22 protein-coding genes are annotated in these 19,876 nt (G+C 36.3%); all 22 read left to right on the top strand.

The window, feature by feature from the left end; all coding sequences use genetic code 11:
• A partial coding sequence (locus AB1349_08220; protein ID MEW6557325.1) for a hypothetical protein occupies nucleotides 1-673 on the top strand: 673 nt, incomplete at its 5' end.
• Between the two features lie 264 nt (nucleotides 674-937).
• On the top strand, nucleotides 938-1,909 hold the full coding sequence (locus tag AB1349_08215) for a hypothetical protein (GenBank protein MEW6557324.1): 972 nt from the start codon (nucleotides 938-940) through the stop codon (nucleotides 1,907-1,909).
• Nucleotides 1,899-3,320 (top strand): DUF1116 domain-containing protein, encoded by a 1,422-nt coding sequence (locus tag AB1349_08210; GenBank protein MEW6557323.1) that lies wholly within the window; start codon nucleotides 1,899-1,901, stop codon nucleotides 3,318-3,320. Before AB1349_08215 ends, AB1349_08210 begins: the two co-directional genes overlap by 11 nt.
• A gap of 252 nt (nucleotides 3,321-3,572) precedes the next feature.
• Nucleotides 3,573-3,764: a hypothetical protein gene (locus AB1349_08205; GenBank protein MEW6557322.1), complete on the top strand. Its 192-nt coding sequence runs from the start codon at nucleotides 3,573-3,575 to the stop codon at nucleotides 3,762-3,764.
• On the top strand, nucleotides 3,736-5,652 hold the full coding sequence (locus AB1349_08200) for an aldehyde ferredoxin oxidoreductase family protein (GenBank protein ID MEW6557321.1): 1,917 nt from the start codon (nucleotides 3,736-3,738) through the stop codon (nucleotides 5,650-5,652). Before AB1349_08205 ends, AB1349_08200 begins: the two co-directional genes overlap by 29 nt.
• A 163-nt stretch (nucleotides 5,653-5,815) precedes the next feature.
• Nucleotides 5,816-7,075, top strand: coding sequence for a 3-isopropylmalate dehydratase large subunit (gene leuC / locus AB1349_08195; GenBank protein ID MEW6557320.1), 1,260 nt, complete (start codon nucleotides 5,816-5,818; stop codon nucleotides 7,073-7,075).
• 93 nt (nucleotides 7,076-7,168) lie between these two features.
• A complete protein-coding gene (locus tag AB1349_08190; GenBank protein ID MEW6557319.1) occupies nucleotides 7,169-7,447 on the top strand; it encodes a hypothetical protein in 279 nt (92 codons plus the stop codon).
• Nucleotides 7,448-7,517: 70 nt separating this feature from the next.
• Entirely contained in the window at nucleotides 7,518-8,006 is a 489-nt protein-coding gene (gene leuD, locus AB1349_08185) for a 3-isopropylmalate dehydratase small subunit (GenBank protein ID MEW6557318.1), read from the top strand.
• 25 nt (nucleotides 8,007-8,031) lie between these two features.
• Complete coding sequence (locus AB1349_08180) at nucleotides 8,032-8,376, top strand: PilZ domain-containing protein (GenBank protein ID MEW6557317.1); 345 nt, start codon at nucleotides 8,032-8,034, stop codon at nucleotides 8,374-8,376.
• 128 nt (nucleotides 8,377-8,504) lie between these two features.
• Nucleotides 8,505-8,774, top strand: a complete 270-nt coding sequence (locus tag AB1349_08175; protein ID MEW6557316.1) for a DUF4160 domain-containing protein — start codon at nucleotides 8,505-8,507, stop codon at nucleotides 8,772-8,774.
• Between the two features lie 4 nt (nucleotides 8,775-8,778).
• Complete coding sequence (locus AB1349_08170) at nucleotides 8,779-9,009, top strand: DUF2442 domain-containing protein (protein MEW6557315.1); 231 nt, start codon at nucleotides 8,779-8,781, stop codon at nucleotides 9,007-9,009.
• A gap of 69 nt (nucleotides 9,010-9,078) precedes the next feature.
• Nucleotides 9,079-10,143, top strand: coding sequence for a 3-isopropylmalate dehydrogenase (locus AB1349_08165; GenBank protein ID MEW6557314.1), 1,065 nt, complete (start codon nucleotides 9,079-9,081; stop codon nucleotides 10,141-10,143).
• Between the two features lie 93 nt (nucleotides 10,144-10,236).
• A complete protein-coding gene (locus tag AB1349_08160; protein ID MEW6557313.1) occupies nucleotides 10,237-11,574 on the top strand; it encodes a pyridoxal phosphate-dependent aminotransferase family protein in 1,338 nt (445 codons plus the stop codon).
• Entirely contained in the window at nucleotides 11,565-12,695 is a 1,131-nt protein-coding gene (locus AB1349_08155) for an N-acetyltransferase (protein MEW6557312.1), read from the top strand. Before AB1349_08160 ends, AB1349_08155 begins: the two co-directional genes overlap by 10 nt.
• Before the next feature lie 43 nt (nucleotides 12,696-12,738).
• The gene (locus AB1349_08150) at nucleotides 12,739-13,476 is read left to right on the top strand and encodes an isoprenylcysteine carboxylmethyltransferase family protein (protein MEW6557311.1); all 738 of its coding nucleotides are present in this window, start codon (nucleotides 12,739-12,741) and stop codon (nucleotides 13,474-13,476) included.
• Between the two features lie 156 nt (nucleotides 13,477-13,632).
• Nucleotides 13,633-13,851 (top strand): hypothetical protein, encoded by a 219-nt coding sequence (locus AB1349_08145; protein ID MEW6557310.1) that lies wholly within the window; start codon nucleotides 13,633-13,635, stop codon nucleotides 13,849-13,851.
• A gap of 21 nt (nucleotides 13,852-13,872) precedes the next feature.
• Nucleotides 13,873-14,076, top strand: coding sequence for a hypothetical protein (locus tag AB1349_08140; GenBank protein ID MEW6557309.1), 204 nt, complete (start codon nucleotides 13,873-13,875; stop codon nucleotides 14,074-14,076).
• A 7-nt stretch (nucleotides 14,077-14,083) separates the two neighbouring features.
• Complete coding sequence (locus AB1349_08135; GenBank protein MEW6557308.1) at nucleotides 14,084-14,755, top strand: YggS family pyridoxal phosphate-dependent enzyme; 672 nt, start codon at nucleotides 14,084-14,086, stop codon at nucleotides 14,753-14,755.
• A gap of 153 nt (nucleotides 14,756-14,908) precedes the next feature.
• Nucleotides 14,909-15,712, top strand: a complete 804-nt coding sequence (gene proC, locus AB1349_08130) for a pyrroline-5-carboxylate reductase (protein ID MEW6557307.1) — start codon at nucleotides 14,909-14,911, stop codon at nucleotides 15,710-15,712.
• Between the two features lie 2 nt (nucleotides 15,713-15,714).
• Complete coding sequence (locus AB1349_08125; GenBank protein ID MEW6557306.1) at nucleotides 15,715-15,849, top strand: hypothetical protein; 135 nt, start codon at nucleotides 15,715-15,717, stop codon at nucleotides 15,847-15,849.
• 248 nt (nucleotides 15,850-16,097) lie between these two features.
• Entirely contained in the window at nucleotides 16,098-17,087 is a 990-nt protein-coding gene (locus AB1349_08120; GenBank protein MEW6557305.1) for a Fic family protein, read from the top strand.
• A gap of 199 nt (nucleotides 17,088-17,286) precedes the next feature.
• Nucleotides 17,287-19,752 carry a tetratricopeptide repeat protein gene (locus tag AB1349_08115; GenBank protein ID MEW6557304.1) on the top strand — a complete coding sequence of 822 codons (2,466 nt, stop codon included), beginning with the start codon at nucleotides 17,287-17,289 and terminating at the stop codon, nucleotides 19,750-19,752.
• Nucleotides 19,753-19,876 lie beyond the last annotated feature (124 nt).

Below are 19,876 nucleotides of genomic sequence, written 5' to 3'. Positions count from 1 at the left end.
TAATAGAAATATGTTTTTTGTGAATACACTTGAAGATGTCGCATTAAAATCAATCGCAGTTTTACAAAATAAGAAATATGTGCCTGACAAAAAACTTGCCAGTAATTTGCTCAAACTTGCTAAAAACGAAATAAAAAAATATAAAAAAAACCAGAAATATATTCGCGGACTCTTCTCGGGCGGAACGCTTTGTGACGAAGCGATATTTGGTTTAGAAAAATCAATCAGCGAAATTTATTCAAATATCGCAGTTAAACCTGAATATAAACTTAAAGACAGCAAAATTTCATACAAGAATTCGTTCATTGATTTAGGCGACGATGAATTTACAAGAGGCGTTCCGCACCCGATGATTGATTTTACTACAAGGAACAGACGGCTCATTCAAGAGGCGAAAGATAAAGAGGTTGCAGTAATCTTTTTTGATTTAGTGCTTGGTTATGGTGTGCATCCTGACCCAGCAAATGCAATTTTACCAGCGATAATTGAGTCCCAAAAAATCGCAAAAAGACAAAAAAAACATCTGACTTTTGTGACTTCTATCTGCGGAACCGATTTAGACCCGCAAAATTGTGAAAAGCAAAAAGAAATTTTGGAATCTGTAAATATAATAGTTTTACCAACTAATGCCACAGCAACAAAATTGATAAAAGAAATAGCAACCAGATTTTAAGAATGTAAGCATTTGCTTACATTTTAGAAGTTATCGTCGGCAAAACAAATAAAAATTTTGTAAGCAAATGCTTACAAATATCAAACAGTGTGTAATTTGGTATTTGTAATTCAGAATTTACTTGAAGTCCAGGAAATTATAGAATCAATCACAGATGGACACAGATAAAAAAGATGATGAACACTGATAAGACATCTGTGTTTATCTGTATCTTGATGTTTAATCTGTGTTAATCTGTGGCTACAATGTTTTCTTGAAGGGTTTATGGATAAACTAATAAAAATTAAATCATCCGCCCAAGCGGTTGTATACGAAATTAGCCCGCGACGGACTTTCAGAAGATTTATTGTATCAACACCTTTTTCAAGAAATATCCTTAACAAACCGGAGATTTTCGGGCTGGAGTACATAAAAAACCTGAATGAAAGTGTTCACGAAACATTCAAACTGTTTCCGCAATTCTCAAAATACGATGCTAAAAATATCTCGGTTTTACATTTTTTGAGAGGCGGGCTTAATTTCGGTATTTTTGAAGCATTATACAAAACATTCAGTTTTAATAAAATGAGCGCATCATTCATCACATCACAGCGGTATAAAAAACATTCGGACTGGTTCATCAAAGACGACCAGTACAGAAAATTTTCATTGCCTGAAGATGCAACAATTTTTATCGGTGATGTGATAGCTACCGGTACAACACTTGATAATGGTTTAGAGATATTAAGAAAACAATGTATCGCTGAGGATAAAAATGTCAGACGGATTGTAATGCTAACAATCGGCTGCAAACGTGCTGAAGAGATTCTCGCAAAGTATCACAAACTATACCAGAACCATTTTGATTATGCAGAAACGATTCTTATATATTTTGAAGGCAGATTTGTAGTCCCGCAGGATAAAAACGAGTTCACAATATGTTTGCCAGGTACCGACCTTGTAAAAAAAAATGCGCTGATTACACCGGAGTTTGCAAAATCACAATATGAAAAAATAACCTATCCGCTTGAACGCTGTGTTGTCTACGATGTTGGCTCGCGTGCGTTTAATTATTCCATGCATCTTACTGATGTGATTGATTACTGGCGGAAACTTTCACATACCGGCTTAACACTCAAACAGGTCTATGAAGAACGATGGCTACCAAATAAAAAAATACCGTCTTCAACCGCTGCACTAAAAAAATTGTGTAAGAAACGATTAGAGTTTTTGGGAGGTCTGTTGCATGGCAGGTGAACTTTTCGGGCAGAAACTAAAAGTGTTAAATTTAGGATTAAAATCATTCGCTGAATCTATGAGGTCAGTTGGTTGTGATGTTGTGCAAGTTGATTTTAAACCACCTGCTGGCGGGAATCCAGAATTGATAACTGCATTGATAAAATTAAATACAGAAGAAGTTGAAACTGCAAACAAAACCGCATACTCAAAAATAACAAACGCCCAGCCGGTTCTTGTAGATATCTGTCCTGCACAAGATGTAATACATGAAATGGATAAAACCACAATTCTGCACGCAGGTCCACCAATTAGTTGGGATAGAATGTGTGGACCTGTTCGCGGTGCGATTACGGGTGCGTTAATTTATGAGGGCTTTGTAAAAGATGAACACGAAGCAGAAATAATTGCAGCAAAAGGTAATATAAAATTTGCACCCTGTCATCAGCATAACGCAGTCGGTCCTATGGCGGGGATAATCTCAGCATCAATGTTCGTTTTTGTTGTAAAAAACGAAACTGGTGGCAACCTGGCATACTCAACTTTGAACGAAGGGCTTGGCAAGGTCTTACGATTTGGTGCAAACTCGTCTGATGTGATTGACCGACTGAAATGGATGGAAAATGTGCTTGCACCTGCTATAAAGAAAGCAATCAAACTTTCAGGTGGGCTGAATATAAAAAATTTGACCGCACAGGCGCTTACTATGGGTGATGAATGCCATAATAGAAATGTCGCAGCAACAGGTCTTTTTCTGAAAGAAATACTGCCTTACTTATTAAAAACTGATTTAGATACAAATACAATTTATGAAGTTGTAAAATTTATATCCAATAATCCACATTTCTTTCTGAATCTATCTATGGCTGCCTGTAAGTCCGCCTGTGATACAATTGTTGGATTAAAAAATTCTACCGTCGTTTCCTGTATGGCAAGAAATGGAACCGAAATCGGAATAAAAATTGCCGGGCTTGGCGAGAAATGGTTCACCGCGACTGCTGGTCAGCCGAAAGGACTCTATTTTGCCGGCTTTTCTGAAAAAGATGCTAACCCGGATTTGGGCGATTCAACGATTTCTGAAACCGCAGGTATCGGTGCGAATGCAATGGCAGCATCACCAGCAATCGTAAAATTTGTAGGCGGAACTCCACAGGATGCACTCAATGCAACAAAAAAAATGTATAAAATTACCATCGGAAAACATCCAAATTATCAGATACCTCAACTTGATTTTGCAGGTGCGCCTGTATGTTTTGATATCCGAAAAATTGTAGAAACACAGATTACACCAATCATAAATACCGGTATCGCACACAAAAAAGCCGGTATAGGTCAGGTCGGTGCCGGAATACTTGACGCACCACTAAAATGTTTTGAAGACGCATTATTAGAAATGGTAAAACCCGTCCTTCCAGCTTCTACGCAACTTTAGTTGCGGTTCTCAGGACTTGCTGTAAAGATTTATACCCGACTTTCCGCCAAGGCGGATCTGCCTCTGGCACGACAGTCGGCTGAAATTAAAGAAACCCACTGAAGTAGGAAGTAAATGTTAACAAAAAAAGAACCTGACAGGATTTACAGGATTAAAAGATAACCACAGAAATACACAGAATAACACTGAAAGCAAAAAACTTAACAGAAATTCTGTGAGATTCTGTGAAATTCTGTGGCATATGTTCGTAGTATGAACCTTTTTATTGATATTGAAAAAGGTACCCCAATAAAATGTGATTTATGCGATGGCCAGCCTGAATGCGAAAGATTCTGTCCTTACGGAGCAATAGAACTTATTACTGACGATAAAATAGCGAACAAAAAAAGAAAACAGGTTGTCTCAAAACTTCAAAATGTTCAGATACAAAGGTTATATAGGTAAGTATTTGAGGATTGACTTAACAAGACGAAAAGTTGAAATTTGTGAACTGTCTGAAGGGATGGCAGAAAACTATCTCGGTGGGAACGGTTTTGGTACGAAAATTCTGTGGGATGAAGTGCCTGAAAATATTGACCCGCTATCAGCAAAAAACAAAATTATTTTTGCAACAGGTCCTTTGACAGGAACTATATGGCCATCTTCAGGTCGGCTTTCGGTGATTTCTAAATCTCCATTGACCGGGATTTACGGAGATGCTTCCAGCGGTGGTTTTTTTGCGCCTGAGTTAAAATATGCAGGGTTTGATTTTATAATAGTTGAAGGCAAATCTGCAAAACCGGTTTATCTCAGGATAGAAGACGGCATCTGCGAGATAAAAGACGCAAAACATATATGGGGTAAGGATACTTATCAAACTGAAGAGATACTAAGAACAGAACTCGGCGATATAGATATAAAAGTTGCCGCAATCGGACCTGCAGGCGAGAATCTCGTTCGGTTTGCCGCTATAAATGTAACTTACGGCAGAACTGCTGCAAGAAGCGGAATGGGCTGTGTGATGGGTAGTAAGAAACTGAAAGCAATTGCAGTTCGTGGCACAGGGAAAATAACTGTTTATGATAGAGACCGATTTTGTAAAGAAGCACTTAACGCACACAAACTTATCAGAGAAAACGAGTTCACAAAAGGCGAAACCAGATTCGGCACGCCTGCATTGGTTTCCTTGATGAGTGAAGTTGGTCGGTTTCCAACGAAGAATTTTCAACTTGGCCATTTTGAGTACGTAAACGATATTTCAGCAGAAACACTTGAAAAAAATCATACTGTAAAACATCTTGCCTGTTTTGCCTGTCCAATCGGTTGCGATAAAAGATACATTGTAAAAGAAGGTGAATATGCAGGAACTGCTACAACTTCGCTTGAATACGAAACGCTTTCCGGATTCGGTTCACGATGTTTCAACAGAAACCTGCCAGCAATCATAAAAGCAGATGAGATGTGTAATCGGCTGGGGATGGATACAATCTCAGCAGGTGCTGTGATTTCATTTGCAATGGAACTTTACGAGAAAAAAATCATTTCTAAAGAAGATACTGATGGCTTGGATTTAACCTGGGGCAACTATAAGTCAATACTTTCACTTCTTGAAAAGATTTGTAACCGGCAGGGTTTTGGAAATATTCTTGCCGAAGGCTCCCGTCGGGCTTCTAAAATAATAGGACACGATGCAAATTATTATTCTATGGATGTCAAAGGTCAGGAAATCGCCGCACAAGATGGAAGAAGCCAGCAATCAATGGGTCTTGCACATGTGACATCTTCACGCGGTGCGGACCACTTAAAGGGCTTTCCAACAATAGATGAAACCGGCTATCCAGGTGAGGCAATCAAAAGATACGGAAAAGATAAACTTCCAGAAATTATTGATGGCATACAAACGAAATATAAGCCGTTTGTGGTAAAAGATGGTGAAGAATTTTGTGCAGTTTCAGATAGTGCGGTTGTGTGTAAGTTCGGTACAATGTTCCCGCCGGCGCTGTACTGGGCTGAAATTGCTAATGGTGTAAAATATGCAGCCGGGATAGATGTAACAGTTGAAAAATTAAAAAAAATTGGTGAACGAATTTACAATCTACAAAGATGTTATAATATTCTGCACGGCATTTCCAGAAAAGATGATACTTTACCGAAACGGCTACTGACGGAGAAATCACCATCAAAACGGGCAAAAGGTCATATAGTATATTTGAAACCAATGCTTGAAGAGTATTATCGTTTGCGTGATTGGGATATTAAAACAGGTTATCCAAAAAAGAAAAAATTATTATCTTTAGGGCTTAATTTTGTCCTCAAAAAATTGAAATTCTCATTTGCTCATTTAGCTAAATGAGCAAATGGGAAATATAGTCCGTCGGTAAATTGTTGAACATAGTTGCTCATTTAGCTAAATGAGCAAACGATCAACTGGGGGTAGCATGGCAAAGTTACTTGTTGTGTATTAAGAAATTATGAATTTGCTTGATTTTTAGATAATTGTTTTGTAAAATAAAATTATGGCGATGACTATTACTGAAAAAATTTTAGCACAGAGTTGTGGTAGACGAAAAGTATCACCAGGCGATTTCATAGAAAGTGATGTGAATATCGTGCTTGCGAATGATGTAACTGCTCCTATTGCGATTTCAGAATTTTATAAAGCCGGCAGTAAAAAAGTTTTTGATAGAACAAAAATTGTGCTTGTTCCAGACCATTTCACGCCTAACAAAGACATAAAATCAGCCGAGCAGTCAAAAATTTTAAGAGAGTTTGCAAAACAACAAGAACTCACACACTACTATGAAATCGGCAGAATGGGGATAGAGCATGCGCTACTTCCTGAGGAAGGCGTGGTTCTGCCCGGCGATGTTGTTGCAGGTGCGGATTCGCATACCTGTACATATGGCGCACTCGGTGCATTCGCAACCGGTGTCGGTTCTACTGATATCGCTGCCTGTATGATTTCAGGAAAAGTATGGTTCAAAGTACCATCAACAATAAAGTTTATTTTTAATGGAAAATTGAACAAATGGGTATCCGGCAAGGATTTGATTTTGTATCTGATTGGAGATATTGGGGTAGATGGTGCAAATTACAGAGCGATAGAGTTTGCTGGTGAAGTAATTGAAAAACTGTCAATGTCAGATAGATTCACAATATGTAATATGGTAGTTGAAGCAGGTGCGAAGTCAGGTATCATTTCACCTGATAAAAAAACAATTGAATATGTTGAAAACCGTGCAGAAAGACCATATGAGGTTTATCAGAGTGATAACAATGCTGTTTATGAGAAACTAGTAGAATATGACTGTTGTAAAATAGAGCCACTTGTGGCAATACCGGCTTTACCATCTAATATAAAACCGGTAAAAGAAATCGCAACAAAAAATATCAAAATTGATGAGGTTGTAATCGGCTCCTGTACAAACGGCCGTATTGAGGATTTACGGATTGCTGCAGAAATTTTTAGGGACAAAAAAATTCATCCTGATATCCGAGCAATCATAATCCCTGCAACACAGAAAATATATCTGACTGCAATAAAAGAAGGGCTTATTGAAATTTTTATAAATAGCGGCTGTGCGGTTTCTACGCCAACCTGCGGTCCTTGTTTAGGCGGCCATTTGGGAGTTCTGGCAAAAGGTGAAAAGGCGATTACGACAACAAACAGGAATTTTGTAGGACGGATGGGACATCCTGAAAGCGAGGTTTATTTATGTAATCCAGCAGTTGCCGCTGCATCCGCAATAGCAGGAAAAATCGCTTTGCCAGAATAAAAAAGGCAAGTAAAAGGGAAAAGGTATAAATCAAAATAAAATCCAAAAATTTTCACCTTTCACCTTTAACTTTTAGCTTAACTTGATATTACTGTGTTTGATTCACCTGAAAGAGTAAACAAAGAACGACACGATGTTATTATCTATTTAGAGAACTGCAAAATTCAAGGCGCAATTTATCTGGCAGCGGGCAGTCGGTTATCTGATTTTATAAATGCGCCTGTAAGACAGTTTATTCCGATTACTGATGCGACTATTTCTGCAATCAAGCCCGGCGAGGATTGGGAATATAAAGTTGAGTTTTTAGACCTGAATAAGAACTTTATTGTAACGATGTTTCCAACAACAGCAAAAAAGGCAGATGAGAGATAAGAGATAAGAGATAGGAGTAGGGACTTTGCTCCCATCTACCATCTCCTATCTTATATCTGTAGTTATGAAAATGATACTGAAAGGCAGAGTCCACAAATACGGCGATAATATCAATACTGACGAGATAATTCCTGCAAGATATCTTAATACAACTGAATTATCTGAACTTGCCAAACACTGTATGGAAGATATTGATAACCATTTTGTGAGCAATGTCTCACCGGGCGATATTATTGTTGCGGGCAAAAATTTTGGGTGTGGTTCTTCCAGGGAGCATGCGCCACTATCAATAAAAGCAGCTGGTGTTTCCTGTGTGGTTGCCGAAAGTTTTGCTAGAATTTTTTTCAGGAACAGTATCAATATCGGGCTGCCAATACTTGAATTAAAAGATACTTCTCATATAAAAAGCGGTGATATTTTAGAAATTGACCTTAAAGAAGGGATTGTAAAAAATCTCATAACACATAAAAATTATACTGCACAGCCATTCCCGGATTTTCTGTTAAAGATTATAAACACGGGTGGGCTGATAAATTATATTTCACGGATTCGGGATTAGTTATTCGTTATTTTAGCGGAGCAAAATGCAAGAAAAACGGTTATCAGGCCGCTTACTTGTTAATTTATCGTCAGAATTATGGAGTGCAGATGGTGAGATTCTTTTATGCCAAATAAGAATGATGGAACTCTCGCCAACCGGTTGTCGGGTATGTTTTGAGAAAGAAACTACTCCACCAAGAGATGTAAAAATAAAGTTTGGGTTTGAAAAAGCAGCACCTTTTTTTATTAACAGCGAGATTATATGGACGGCGATAGATGAAAACAAGTTTTGTGCAGGGCTGAAATTCAAAAACCTATCAATGATTGAAAAAGAAAAAATCAGAAAATATATGCGTGACTTAAAATACGGCGAAAGATATATACGGTAAAAAAAGATAATAAATGAAAAATTGAAGGCGTATCACCAGAATCCTAATTTAGGCTTTCCATGGGAGGACGTTTTCAAAAGAATAGTGAGCAAAAAATGATAAAATAATTATAGACAAAGGAGGTTTTTGTGCCAATTATTAGTATGTTTTATGGAATAATTGTAATGATGTTTTTTATAGATAATAAGAAGCATAAAAAGCCTCATATCCATGTAAAATATCAAGAACAAGAAGCAGTGATTTCAATACCTGATGGGGAGGTGCTTGAAGGGGAATTGAAAGCAAGTAAATTAAAACTGGTACAAGCATGGATTGAGATACATAAGGAAGACCTTATGGCAGATTGGGAATTGGCTGTAAATGGCCAAAATCCACTTAATATTGAACCTCTGAGGTGATAATATGAATCCAAGAGTTAAATCTGTTGTTGCAAATGATGATTACACACTATTGATTACTTTTAAAAATGGCGAGACTAAAACTTTTGATATGAGTGATTACTTGGGTTTTGGTGTTTTCGTCGAATTAAAAGATAAAAACTATTTCAAACAAGTAAAACATTTTATGGGTACTATATCTTGGCCACATGGTCAAGATATATGTCCCGATACTTTGTATATTGAAGGAAAATAGAACCATAACAAATCGTTGCAACGGACGTGCTAAAACACACCGTTGAATTCAATCGTTAGGAGATATATAATGAGCAAGAAGTACAAAATTGGTGTATTACCAGGTGATGGTGTGGGTCCTGAAATTATCAGTGAAGGGCTAAAAGTGCTTGACGCCGCTTGCCAAAAAACAAATGTGAAATACGAACTTGTGAATTACGATTTTGGCGGTGACAGATATTTAAGAACTGGCGAAATTCTGCCGGATAGTGCGATTGCTGAGTTCAAAAAACTGCATTCTATCTATCTTGGTGCTATCGGTCATCCGGATGTAAAAGCAGGCATACTTGAAAAAGGGCTTCTGCTTCGGCTCCGTTTTGAACTTGACCAGTATATAAATCTTCGGCCAGTAATTTTGTATCCGGGTGTTGAGACACCGATTAAAAATAAAGAGCCGAAAGATATAAATTTTGTGGTTGTGCGTGAGAACACAGAAGGTGCATACTGTGGAATCGGTGGTTTCTTTAAAAAGGATACAAAAGACGAAATTGCAACTCAAATGGATGTAAACACTTATAAAGGTGTTGAACGATGTGTTCGTTATGCGTTTGAGTTAGCAAAAAAACGAAATACAAAAAAAAGTTTGACACTGATTGACAAAGCGAATGTTTTGACCTATAGTGGTGATTTATGGCAACGGGTTTTTTACAAAATCGGTGAAAAGTATCCGGATATCAAAAAAGAACATGCATTTGTTGATGCAACCTGTATGTGGTTTGTGAAAAATCCGGAATGGTTTGATGTGGTTGTTACAAATAATATGTTTGGTGATATTATAACCGATTTAGCCGCAGTGATACAAGGTGGGCTCGGAGTAGCTGCAGGCGCTAACATCAATCCAGAGGGTGTCTCTATGTTTGAGCCGATACACGGTTCTGCACCGAAGTACACCGGCAAAAATGTTATCAATCCGATTGCGACAATCGCAGCAGGTGCTATGATGATGGATATTTTAGGTGAAGAAGAAACTGCACAAGTGATTGAAAATGCAATAAAAAAAGTTTTAGCGTCAGGCAAAATAAAATCTATGGATGCTGGAAAAATGGGCTTCTCAACAGCTGAGGTTGGCGATATGATAGCAAAAGAGGCAGGTTAAAGGGGAAAATAACAGGTTAAAATTAAAGGTATAAATAAAAATGAAGTCCAAAAATTTTAACCTTTGACCTTTCACTTTTAACCTGATGTTATCATGGACATATTTGAGAAATGTTACAAAAGCGAAGTCGTACAGGTAGCAAAAACACTCATATCTAATGAATTGTATCCGTATTTTCATACGGTAGAATCAGGTCAAGACCCGGAAGTAATTATAGAAGGTAAGAAAATGATAATGATGGGTTCTAATAATTATCTCGGGTTAACTTCGCACTGGCGACTCAAAGCTGCGGTTATAAATGCAACCCGAAAATACGGCGTAGGCTGTGTTGGCTCGCGATTCTTAAACGGAACACTTGATATCCATGTAAAATTAGAAAACGAAATCGCACAGTTTATTAACGAAAACGGGAAAGATAATAAAAAAGCATTGCTGTTTTCTACCGGGATGCAAACTAATTTTGGTGCGATTGCTGCACTGGTCAGTCGGCATGAATACGCTATAATAGACGAATATGACCACGCATCAATCTACGATGGTTGTCAACTTGCAAAAGCATATGGTGCTAAATGGGTTCGGTTCAAACATAATGATATGGCTGATTTAGAGCAGATACTTAAAACGGTTGGCTTCAATACGCCTAAACTGATAATTGTAGATGGTGTCTATAGTATGGAAGGCGATATCGCAAATCTGCCAGGAATCGTAGAACTTGCAAAAAAATATAATGCTCGCGTGATGGTAGATGATGCACACGGTATCGGTGTGCTCGGCAGAGGTGGTAGAGGTACCGCATCACAATTCGGGCTGACTGATAAAGTTGATATAATAATGGGCACTTTTTCAAAATCACTGGCGTCAATTGGTGGGTTTATCGCAGCCGACGAGGATATTATTTTCTATCTCAAACATCTCTCACGAATACTGATTTTTACTGCCAGCCCTAGCCCGTCAAATGTCGCATCAGTCCGTGCAGCGCTAAAAATTATCAACTCTATTACAGGTAGAAGACGAATTAAACAACTCTGGCGAAATACACAGAAAATGAGAGCCGGCTTCAAATCACTTGGGTTTGATACCGGGACAAGCACAACACCAATCATACCGATTATCGTCGGTGAAAACGAGCGTGCATTTACAATGTGGAAACTACTGTATGAACAAGGTGTTTTTACTACACCAATAGTTGCCCCGGCAACACCGCCCGGCCGTGCACTGATACGAGTAAGTATTATGGCAACACATACCGCCGAGCAGTTGGATAAAGCACTGGCAGCGTTTGAGACAGCCGGTAGAAAACTTGGACTCATAGATACCAATCAGGTATGGATAAAAAAGAAACGATACCCCATTTATCCCCCATTACCACCATTTAATATGTCTAAGATGAGACAGCAGTTAAAAAACTGGATGGCTAAACTGTGGAGATAAAAGGTTATGATTTGCCGGAAAAATTGGACGAGTTTGTAAAGTTTCCATTTCAACTATACAAAGGTACTCCATATAAAAAGTTCTGGGTGCCACCCCTAATCTCGGAAGCCAAAAAACTGCTTTCTAATAAAAATCCATTCTGGAAACATGCAAAAATAAAAATTTTTCTTGCTTCCGAAAACAAAAAAATTCTCGGCAGGATTGCTGCTATTGTTGACCAGAACCATATAAGTATTCATCAGGAGCAATGTGGTTTTTTTGGTTTTTTTGAGTGTGTGAATAATCTAACCATCGCCAGTGGGCTTCTGGATGAAGTCAAAAAATACTTAAAAGCAGAAGAAATGAAAATTGTTCGGGGACCTATGAACCCATCTACAAATGATGAATGCGGGCTTCTAATTGATGGGTTTGATTCTTCACCAGCAATAATGATGACTTACAATCCGCCTTACTATGTTAACTTAATAGAAAAAGTGGGTGGAGGGGGCGGATTTGCAAAGACAAAGGACTTGTATGCATGGTATCGGTCAAGTCAGGAAGCCCCGCCACCAAGAATAGTCAGAATCGTTGAGATGGTAAAAAAGAGAGAGAAAATAAAAGTCAGGAATTTTGATATGAAAAATTTTAAACGGGATATTGAATACTTCAAAAACATCTATAATTCTGCATGGGAAAAGAACTGGGGTTTTGTGCCATTAACCGACGACGAAATTGATTATATGGCTAAAGGGCTTAAACCGTTAATTGACCCGCGGCTGGTTCATTTTTTAGAGGTTGACGGCAACCCGGTTGCTGCAACACTCTGTATCCCTGATTACAATTTTGTACTAAAAAAACTTAATGGCAAAATGGGACCGATTGGAATACTAAAGTTTTTGTACTGGAAAAATAAAATAAAATTTGTTAGGCTTTTGGCGTTAGGTGTCAAAAAAGAATACAGAAATAAAGGGCTTGAAGCGGTTCTGTATTATGAGATTTTACAAGCTGCCAAAAAATACGGCTATTCCGATGGTGGAGAACTCTCATGGACTTTAGAAGATAATGAACTCATCAACAAAGGCATATCTGCTATGGGTGGAATTATCTATAAAAAATACCGTATTTATGAGACCAAATTGTAGAAAAGTAAATGCAACTGAGAATCATTCTCAGTGAGCGAAGCGAATGACTTTACACAGGTATTTTGAAAGAACAGGCAACTGGCTTTTTAGATGGCGAAGTTACCTGCCACTAATTCTGCTCGCCAGTTATATCATCGTCCTAAAAGATTTTCAATATCCTGCTAATAACCATAAATTAAACAGAGTATGGGAGATAGTTTGTCTGGCTGTTTCGTTCTTTGGACTGTTTATTCGTATCATAACTATTGGCTATAAACCTAAAGGAACATCAGGCAGAAATGTAAAAAACCAAGAGGCAGCAGTTTTAAATACTACTGGTATGTATTCTGTTGTTAGACATCCACTGTATGTAGGCAATTTTTTTGTATGGTTAGGGCTATCTATGTTTGCACAAAAGTTATGGTTCTCAATTGTTATTTTGTTCGTTTTTGGGATATATTATGGACTAATTATGTTTGCTGAAGAAGAATTTTTACAAAAAAAATTTGGCGAATTATTTATCAACTGGACGAACGAAACACCAGCATTCTTTCCAAAATTGGCTAACTGGCAACCGTCTGAACTGCCGTTTTCTGTTAAAACCGTGTTAAAAAGAGAAAGTTCCAGTTTTTTCGGAATCATTTCAGCATTTACTTTTTTAGATATTATTAGTGAAACATATACCAAAGGCAGTCCCAGTATAGACACAATGTGGTTATTGATATTTACAGTTAGTTTAATAATCTATATAGTTTTGATAATACTAAAAAAGAAAAAATTGTTGGATGTAGAAGGAAGATAAAAAACCAATTCCAAACCCGCATTGGAATTTTTACTTTTCTGATAATATTGACAAAATAAATAATTTTTGTAAAATAAAATTGGTAAAAAACCACGGCACGGAGAACACTTTTCCCGTGTCAATCTGTGTCATCTGTGATTACAAACCGAGGGCGAAATGAAACAAAAACACCAGAAAGCAGTTCAACCATCTGTTGCACTTCCTGTGATTTCAAAACGAGGGAAAATAATAATTGCAGCAGGTATTGGATTGGTAATTGTTGGATTTTTAGTACTTACCAAGACGAACCCGCAAGGTGATAATTGGGCAAGCATCGTTTCCCCGTTTTTGTTGATTGGTGGCTATATCACTATTGCGGTTGGAATAATTTCATAATATCAGATTGAGATATAACCTATGTCAATTTGTATTCTATGCGGTAAAGAATCTAAAAAAGAAATCACTTGCCAGATAGTAGGTTGTAACATCTGTATAATGTGTTGTTTTTCCATTTCCAGCGGGAATAAGATGATGACAAAATTAAGAAAAGAAAAAGGGCTTCAGAAAGAAGAAATTCTTGCCCAATGTTCTGCCTGCCTTCAGGAAAAAATAAAAAAATAAATTATTGATGATTGCCGATAGGATAAAAAAGATTTTAGACCAAATAGAAAATATAAAAAACAAAACTGGTTTCAGAAGAAATATTAAACTTATAGCGGTAACCAAAACGGTTTCAGTAGACAGAATAAAAGAAGCGATAAATTGCGGTATAACAGATATCGGCGAAAACAGGGTTCAGGAAGCCGAGCAAAAAATTCCGCAGTTAGTAAATTGCAAAGTTACAAAACATCTGATTGGACATCTTCAGACGAATAAAGTAAAAAAGGCAGTTCTGCTTTTTGATGTAATTCAATCGGTTGATTCGTTTTATCTGCTGGAAGAGATAAACAAACAGGCAGAAAAAATTTGTAAAATCCAAGAGTGTTTTGTTGAGATAAAAATTTCAGAAGAAGCAACAAAGTATGGTCTAAATCCGATGGAACTTGAAGAGTTTATGAAAAAATCAGCAGAATTAAAAAATATAAAAATTACAGGACTGATGGCAATGGCACCTTATTTTGAAAATCCTGAATTAACACGGCCATATTTTCATCGTGCATCTGATTACTATTCGCTATTCGCTATTCGCTATTCGCTGTCTTACATGTCTATGGGTATGACAAACGATTTTGGGATTGCGATTGAAGAAGGTGCGAATATGGTAAGGATTGGAACAGGGATTTTTGGAGAACGATTATGACTGGGCGTGACCGTATTGACAGACGACTCTGGCTCAGGCGTGCCGATAACAGAAGAAAAGAGGAACGCCGGATAATTAATTTACCTGTTGTTGTTGATAGACGATATAAGGAACAAAGAAAAAAAATTAGACGAAAAATTGAAAGGCGAATAAATGAAAGACGTAATCGGTTTTGTAGGTAGCGGAAATATGGCGGAAGCAATAATATCCGCTATCGTGAAAAACGGTTTCTCGGCAAAAAGGGTTTTTATATCGGATATAGACAACACACGGCTGAACTATGTTTCTCAAAAATACAGAGTCCAGAAATGTGGTAGCAATACTGAAGTTGTCAAACAATCGGATATAGTTTTTCTTGCAGTCAAGCCGTATCAAATAGAAGAAGTGTTAAAAGAGATTTCAGGTTTGATAAAACAGACACAAATTGTAATTTCAATCGCTGCAGGAATAAGAACACAGAAGATAGAAAAATATCTGAAAAAAATATCTGTTATCCGAGTGATGCCTAATACACCTGCGGTAATTGGTGAAGGTGCGATTGCTATTTGTAAAGGCAGATATACTAAAACAAAGGATATGGAACTTGCCGAGAAACTTTTAAGTTACTGCGGAATAGTAGTTAAAGTTAGTGAAAAGGTTATGGATGCTGTAACCGCCATATCAGGCAGTGGTCCTGCCTATATTTTCTATATCGCTGAAATTATACAAAAAACTGCACAAAAGATTGGTCTACAAAAAAAGGTTGCTCAGAAACTTGTTAACCAAACATTATTGGGTGCTGCGAAAATGATAATTCTGTCAGATGAAACTCCCGAAATCTTGAGACAGAAAGTCACCTCAAAAAAAGGGACAACAGAAGCGGCTTTTAGAGTTTTAACGAAACAAAATTTTGCAAAGATTCTTGAGCAGGCAATAATTTCTGCAATGAAAAGAGCGAAAAATCTTTCTCTTGTATGAAAATGCCCGCTGAAACAAAAAAATACATTGAAAGCCAGAACATAAAATTGATTATGGAAAAGACAATAAAAGCAGTTGAAACCCACAATAAACTCCAATCAAAAAATGCAATTACCTGTTTGCATCTTACCTGCTAATAAAACTCTTGACAAAAAGCGTATTTTGTGTTAGAAAATAATTTACTTGAAGTACAGGAAATTATAAAATCAGTCACAGATGGACACAGATAAAAAAGATGATGAACACTGATAAGACATCTGTGTTTATCTGTGTTTTGATGTTTAATCTGTGAAATCTTGTGGTTACTTTGTTTTCTTGACTTCCGACAAAATTATATGTAAAATATAGTTGACATAAGGTTGACATAAAGTTGACAGAGGAGCAAATGCTAAACTTTGAAATTAGACCGAGAGTTACAAAAACATTATCCGAGATTGATTATCTACGTGGGAAAATAGCAGAGAGTTGGCTAAAAGGTGTATTCGTTCCTATTATTCAAAAGGAATCAGCAATAATAATGGCATATGCGTCAACAACTATTGAGGGCAGCACACTAACCTTACAGGAAGTTAAGCAAGTTGCTGATGGTGAAAGACCTAATAAACCTGAATTTCATATTCAGATGGTAAAAAATTATCTTGATGCTGTCAGATGGATAAGACAGAATGAAAATAAGAAGATTATCGCGGTGCAAGATATTTTGGAATTACATAAAATTATCGGTGAAAAAGCGGTTGACGGTGGTCCTGTAGGCAGATACAGGAATGTTCAAGTGTATGTCGGTGACCATATACCGCCTGTTTATACAAAAGTCCCAACTCTAATGAAAGAATTTCTGAAATGGTTAAATACCGACGGCGAAAAATATCATGCTGTTATTAGTTCTGCGCTCGCACATTTGGAGATTGCAACAATTCATCCTTTTCGTGATGGCAATGGCAGAGTAGCGAGAGCGGTGGCATCTTGGGAATTATATCGTAAGGGTTTTGATACTCTGCACATTTTTACCCTGGACGATATTTTGTTAGAAAACAGGCAGTTTTATTATTCGCAGTTGAGCAATTCCAGAAAACATGGCGGAGTGTCCGATTGGATTGAATATATATCCGATATTACGGCAGCAGGGCTTGAGCGGGCGTATAATCGCCTTAAATTAGCGCAGGCAGCCGGGAGAAAATTACCGGCATTCTCCGACACACAAAAACAAATGCTAACTATTTTGGCAAGCGAGGGACCACAATCAATAAAACAGTTGGAAAAGAAATTCCGTATAAGTCGGCAGGGAATATACAAGGCATTGAATCTTCTATTGAGAACAAAGAAGGTTATTCCGATTGGCACACGACGTAACAGACGGTATTCAATTTCAATTTGAGTTAAAAGATGCGTGACGATAGAAAATAATTTCTGCTTTTCGGCAATCAAATCATATCAAAAATAATGAAGAAAACAGAAAACTGACAAAACTGTGACAAAACCGGACAGAACTGCAAAACTGAAAACTGTGAAAACTGTGCCTGACTTGAAATTTTCATTAGGTAACTCGGTTTTTTGTTTTTGAGAGACAGAAAATTATGAAAAAACTTTTTGACAACTTGTCCCGAACTTGTTTCGGGAATAAATGGTTTATAATTGGGATTGTTATTGCGCTGTATTTTATAGCTTCATTTTATAAAATCTACTTAACAAAAAAACTTCCACACTATAACCCAAAAGATGACACAGGATTCTATTGGACAGAAAGTGCTTTCCAATACAGATATGCAAAGATGATTACCAGGGGCGAAAAAATACCTAAAATAGACTACTATGCTCAATGGCCAGAAGGTGTAAACGTTTTTAAAGAATTTACTGTTTTTGAGGAAATTATAATTGGCCACATTTATCGGGTTGTTACTATATTTATGAATATTCCATTTCACATTTTTGTCATTTACTTTATTGCTTTCTTTTCCAGCCTTTCAATAATAGCTATATATCTCACAGCGAAGGAATTTGGAAACATATTTTCGGGGTTAGTGGCAATACTATTTTACAGTTTTTCAATAGCCGGTTTTGGTAGAACTATAGGATTGTTTGAATATGAAAGTTTTGCTTTGCCATTTATTTTTTTTCATCTCTTTTTATTCATTAAATCTATTAAAACTCAAAAAGATAATAGTTATTGGTTCGATTTTCTTTCTGGGCTTTGTCTCTCAATCGGATTGAGTAGCTGGCATTTTACAAAATTTTATTTTTTGACTTTTGTAGTTATAATTTATCTCTGGATATTGATAGATAAAAATAAAACCGTTAATCTTATTGAGAGAAAGTTTTGTGTTATATTTGTTTTTTTAGTGCTTTCAGGGTTGATTGTCCCGGTACTACGAAATAAATCATTCTTGATATCAATACCAATGATTATCTCTTATACTGTAATTATTGATTATTTCTTGAGAAAAAAATTTAATATGAGCGATTTAAAAAGAAAATGCATCGTTATTTTAGTCCTATTGGTAGGTATATTTATTTTACTTTTTTATTTTCCAGTCAGGGAAGCTGAGTATAGTCATGTATATTCATTATTTGTTTGTAAACTGGTTAATTTTTTAAGTAAACCTGAAAATCCAGCAAATATTCCATTTCATGCTCGTGTGCTTTGGGTAGGGGCTTTCAACTCTCCTTCAATTGGTTGGAGTTTATACTGGTTTTTACCTATAGTTATATTTAGTAGTATTTCTTTAGTAAAGATTATTGGGATTCAACCCAAAACTGAAGAAATATTCTTAATCTCTCTTTTTGTAGCATTTACTGGAATGTTTATATTGATCAGCAGACTTCATGTATTATTTATATTTCCTATTACAATATTAGCAGGGAAGATCGTCAGTTATAATACTAACTTCAAATTTATTGTTGTTCTAATTGTCGCATTATTGTTTGACTGTTATAAAATGATAAATTATCAAAACCCTACAAAACTTAAAAATATGTTTATAAAGCTTTTTCCTGAAGAAAGGCAAATTCATATGTTAGAACAATCTCAAAAGATGGGATTGTTAGAGTGGCTCAAAAAGTATACTGCTAACAATGATGTGTTTTTAACTTCTTTTGAAACTGGTCCTTTGATTCTAACTTATGCAAATAGACCTGTTGTTTTTCATCCGAAGTTTGAATCGTCCGCAATAAGGAATAAATGGCACCAATTTCTTTCTGCTTTTTACAATGAGGAATTTATTTTTTTTCAATTCTGTCGAACTGTAAACGCAAACTATTTCATTTACCAGGTTAATTTTGTTTTAGATAATTCTAAAGATTCACATAGATATTGCGCAGATAGACTACTTTTACCTAAAAGTTCTGCTGCTTATAAATTTCATTTTGATAGTCACCAGTTGAAGAATTTCAAATTGGTTTTTCAAAATGGTGGATTCAGAGTATATAAAATTGTTAAAGAAAAACCGGATAAGAGTTTAACATCATTTATTTCGGAATTTCCTGCTATTTATGATATAAGTTTATACGATAATAAACCGACAGATATTTTTTTTAACGATTCAAATAATTTAAGAGTATTTAACAATCTTAAATTAGAGTTAGAAATTCTGGATAAAAGTGGAGAACTCATTCATAATAAAGATTTCCAAGGTGCTTTAAATCTCTTAGAAAACGCATTATTGTTAAATTTAAATACTGAAGTTGTATACACACAAATGGGAGCAATTTATGTGCTTCAAAATAATGACGAGAAAGCAATAGATTTTTTTCAAAGGGCAATAAAGAAGGAACCCAATTATCGCCTTGCATATAAAAATTTAGCCGCGATTTACTACAAAAAGAAAACATATGATAAAATGATAGACATTTGTTCGCGTATAATTGAATTAGACCCACTTAATGATGAAGCATACAATGTAATGGGAAAAGCTTTTTATCTTCAGAAAAAATATATCTCCGCGGTTAAAGCGTTTAAAAAAGCGCTGGAATGTAACCCCAAAAATTTAGACGCACAAAAGAGTTATTATATTATTTCAAATTTGTTAAAAAACATTTCCCCCTGAGGGTTGCTCAAAACCCCAGATTGATAGCTGTATGGAATAAGTTTATCGTCGGAGAGAGATTTCTGGTAGGTTCTTTGAAAGATAGCGAAGAAAATGTCTCGTCGGAGAAATTTTTAATATCTTG

This window comes from Elusimicrobiota bacterium (genome assembly GCA_040757695.1).
In the GTDB taxonomy this organism is placed as follows: domain Bacteria; phylum Elusimicrobiota; class UBA8919; order UBA8919; family UBA8919; genus JBFLWK01.
Note: the sequence above shows the minus strand (reverse complement) of the source record. Positions and strands in the feature narration are given on the sequence as shown.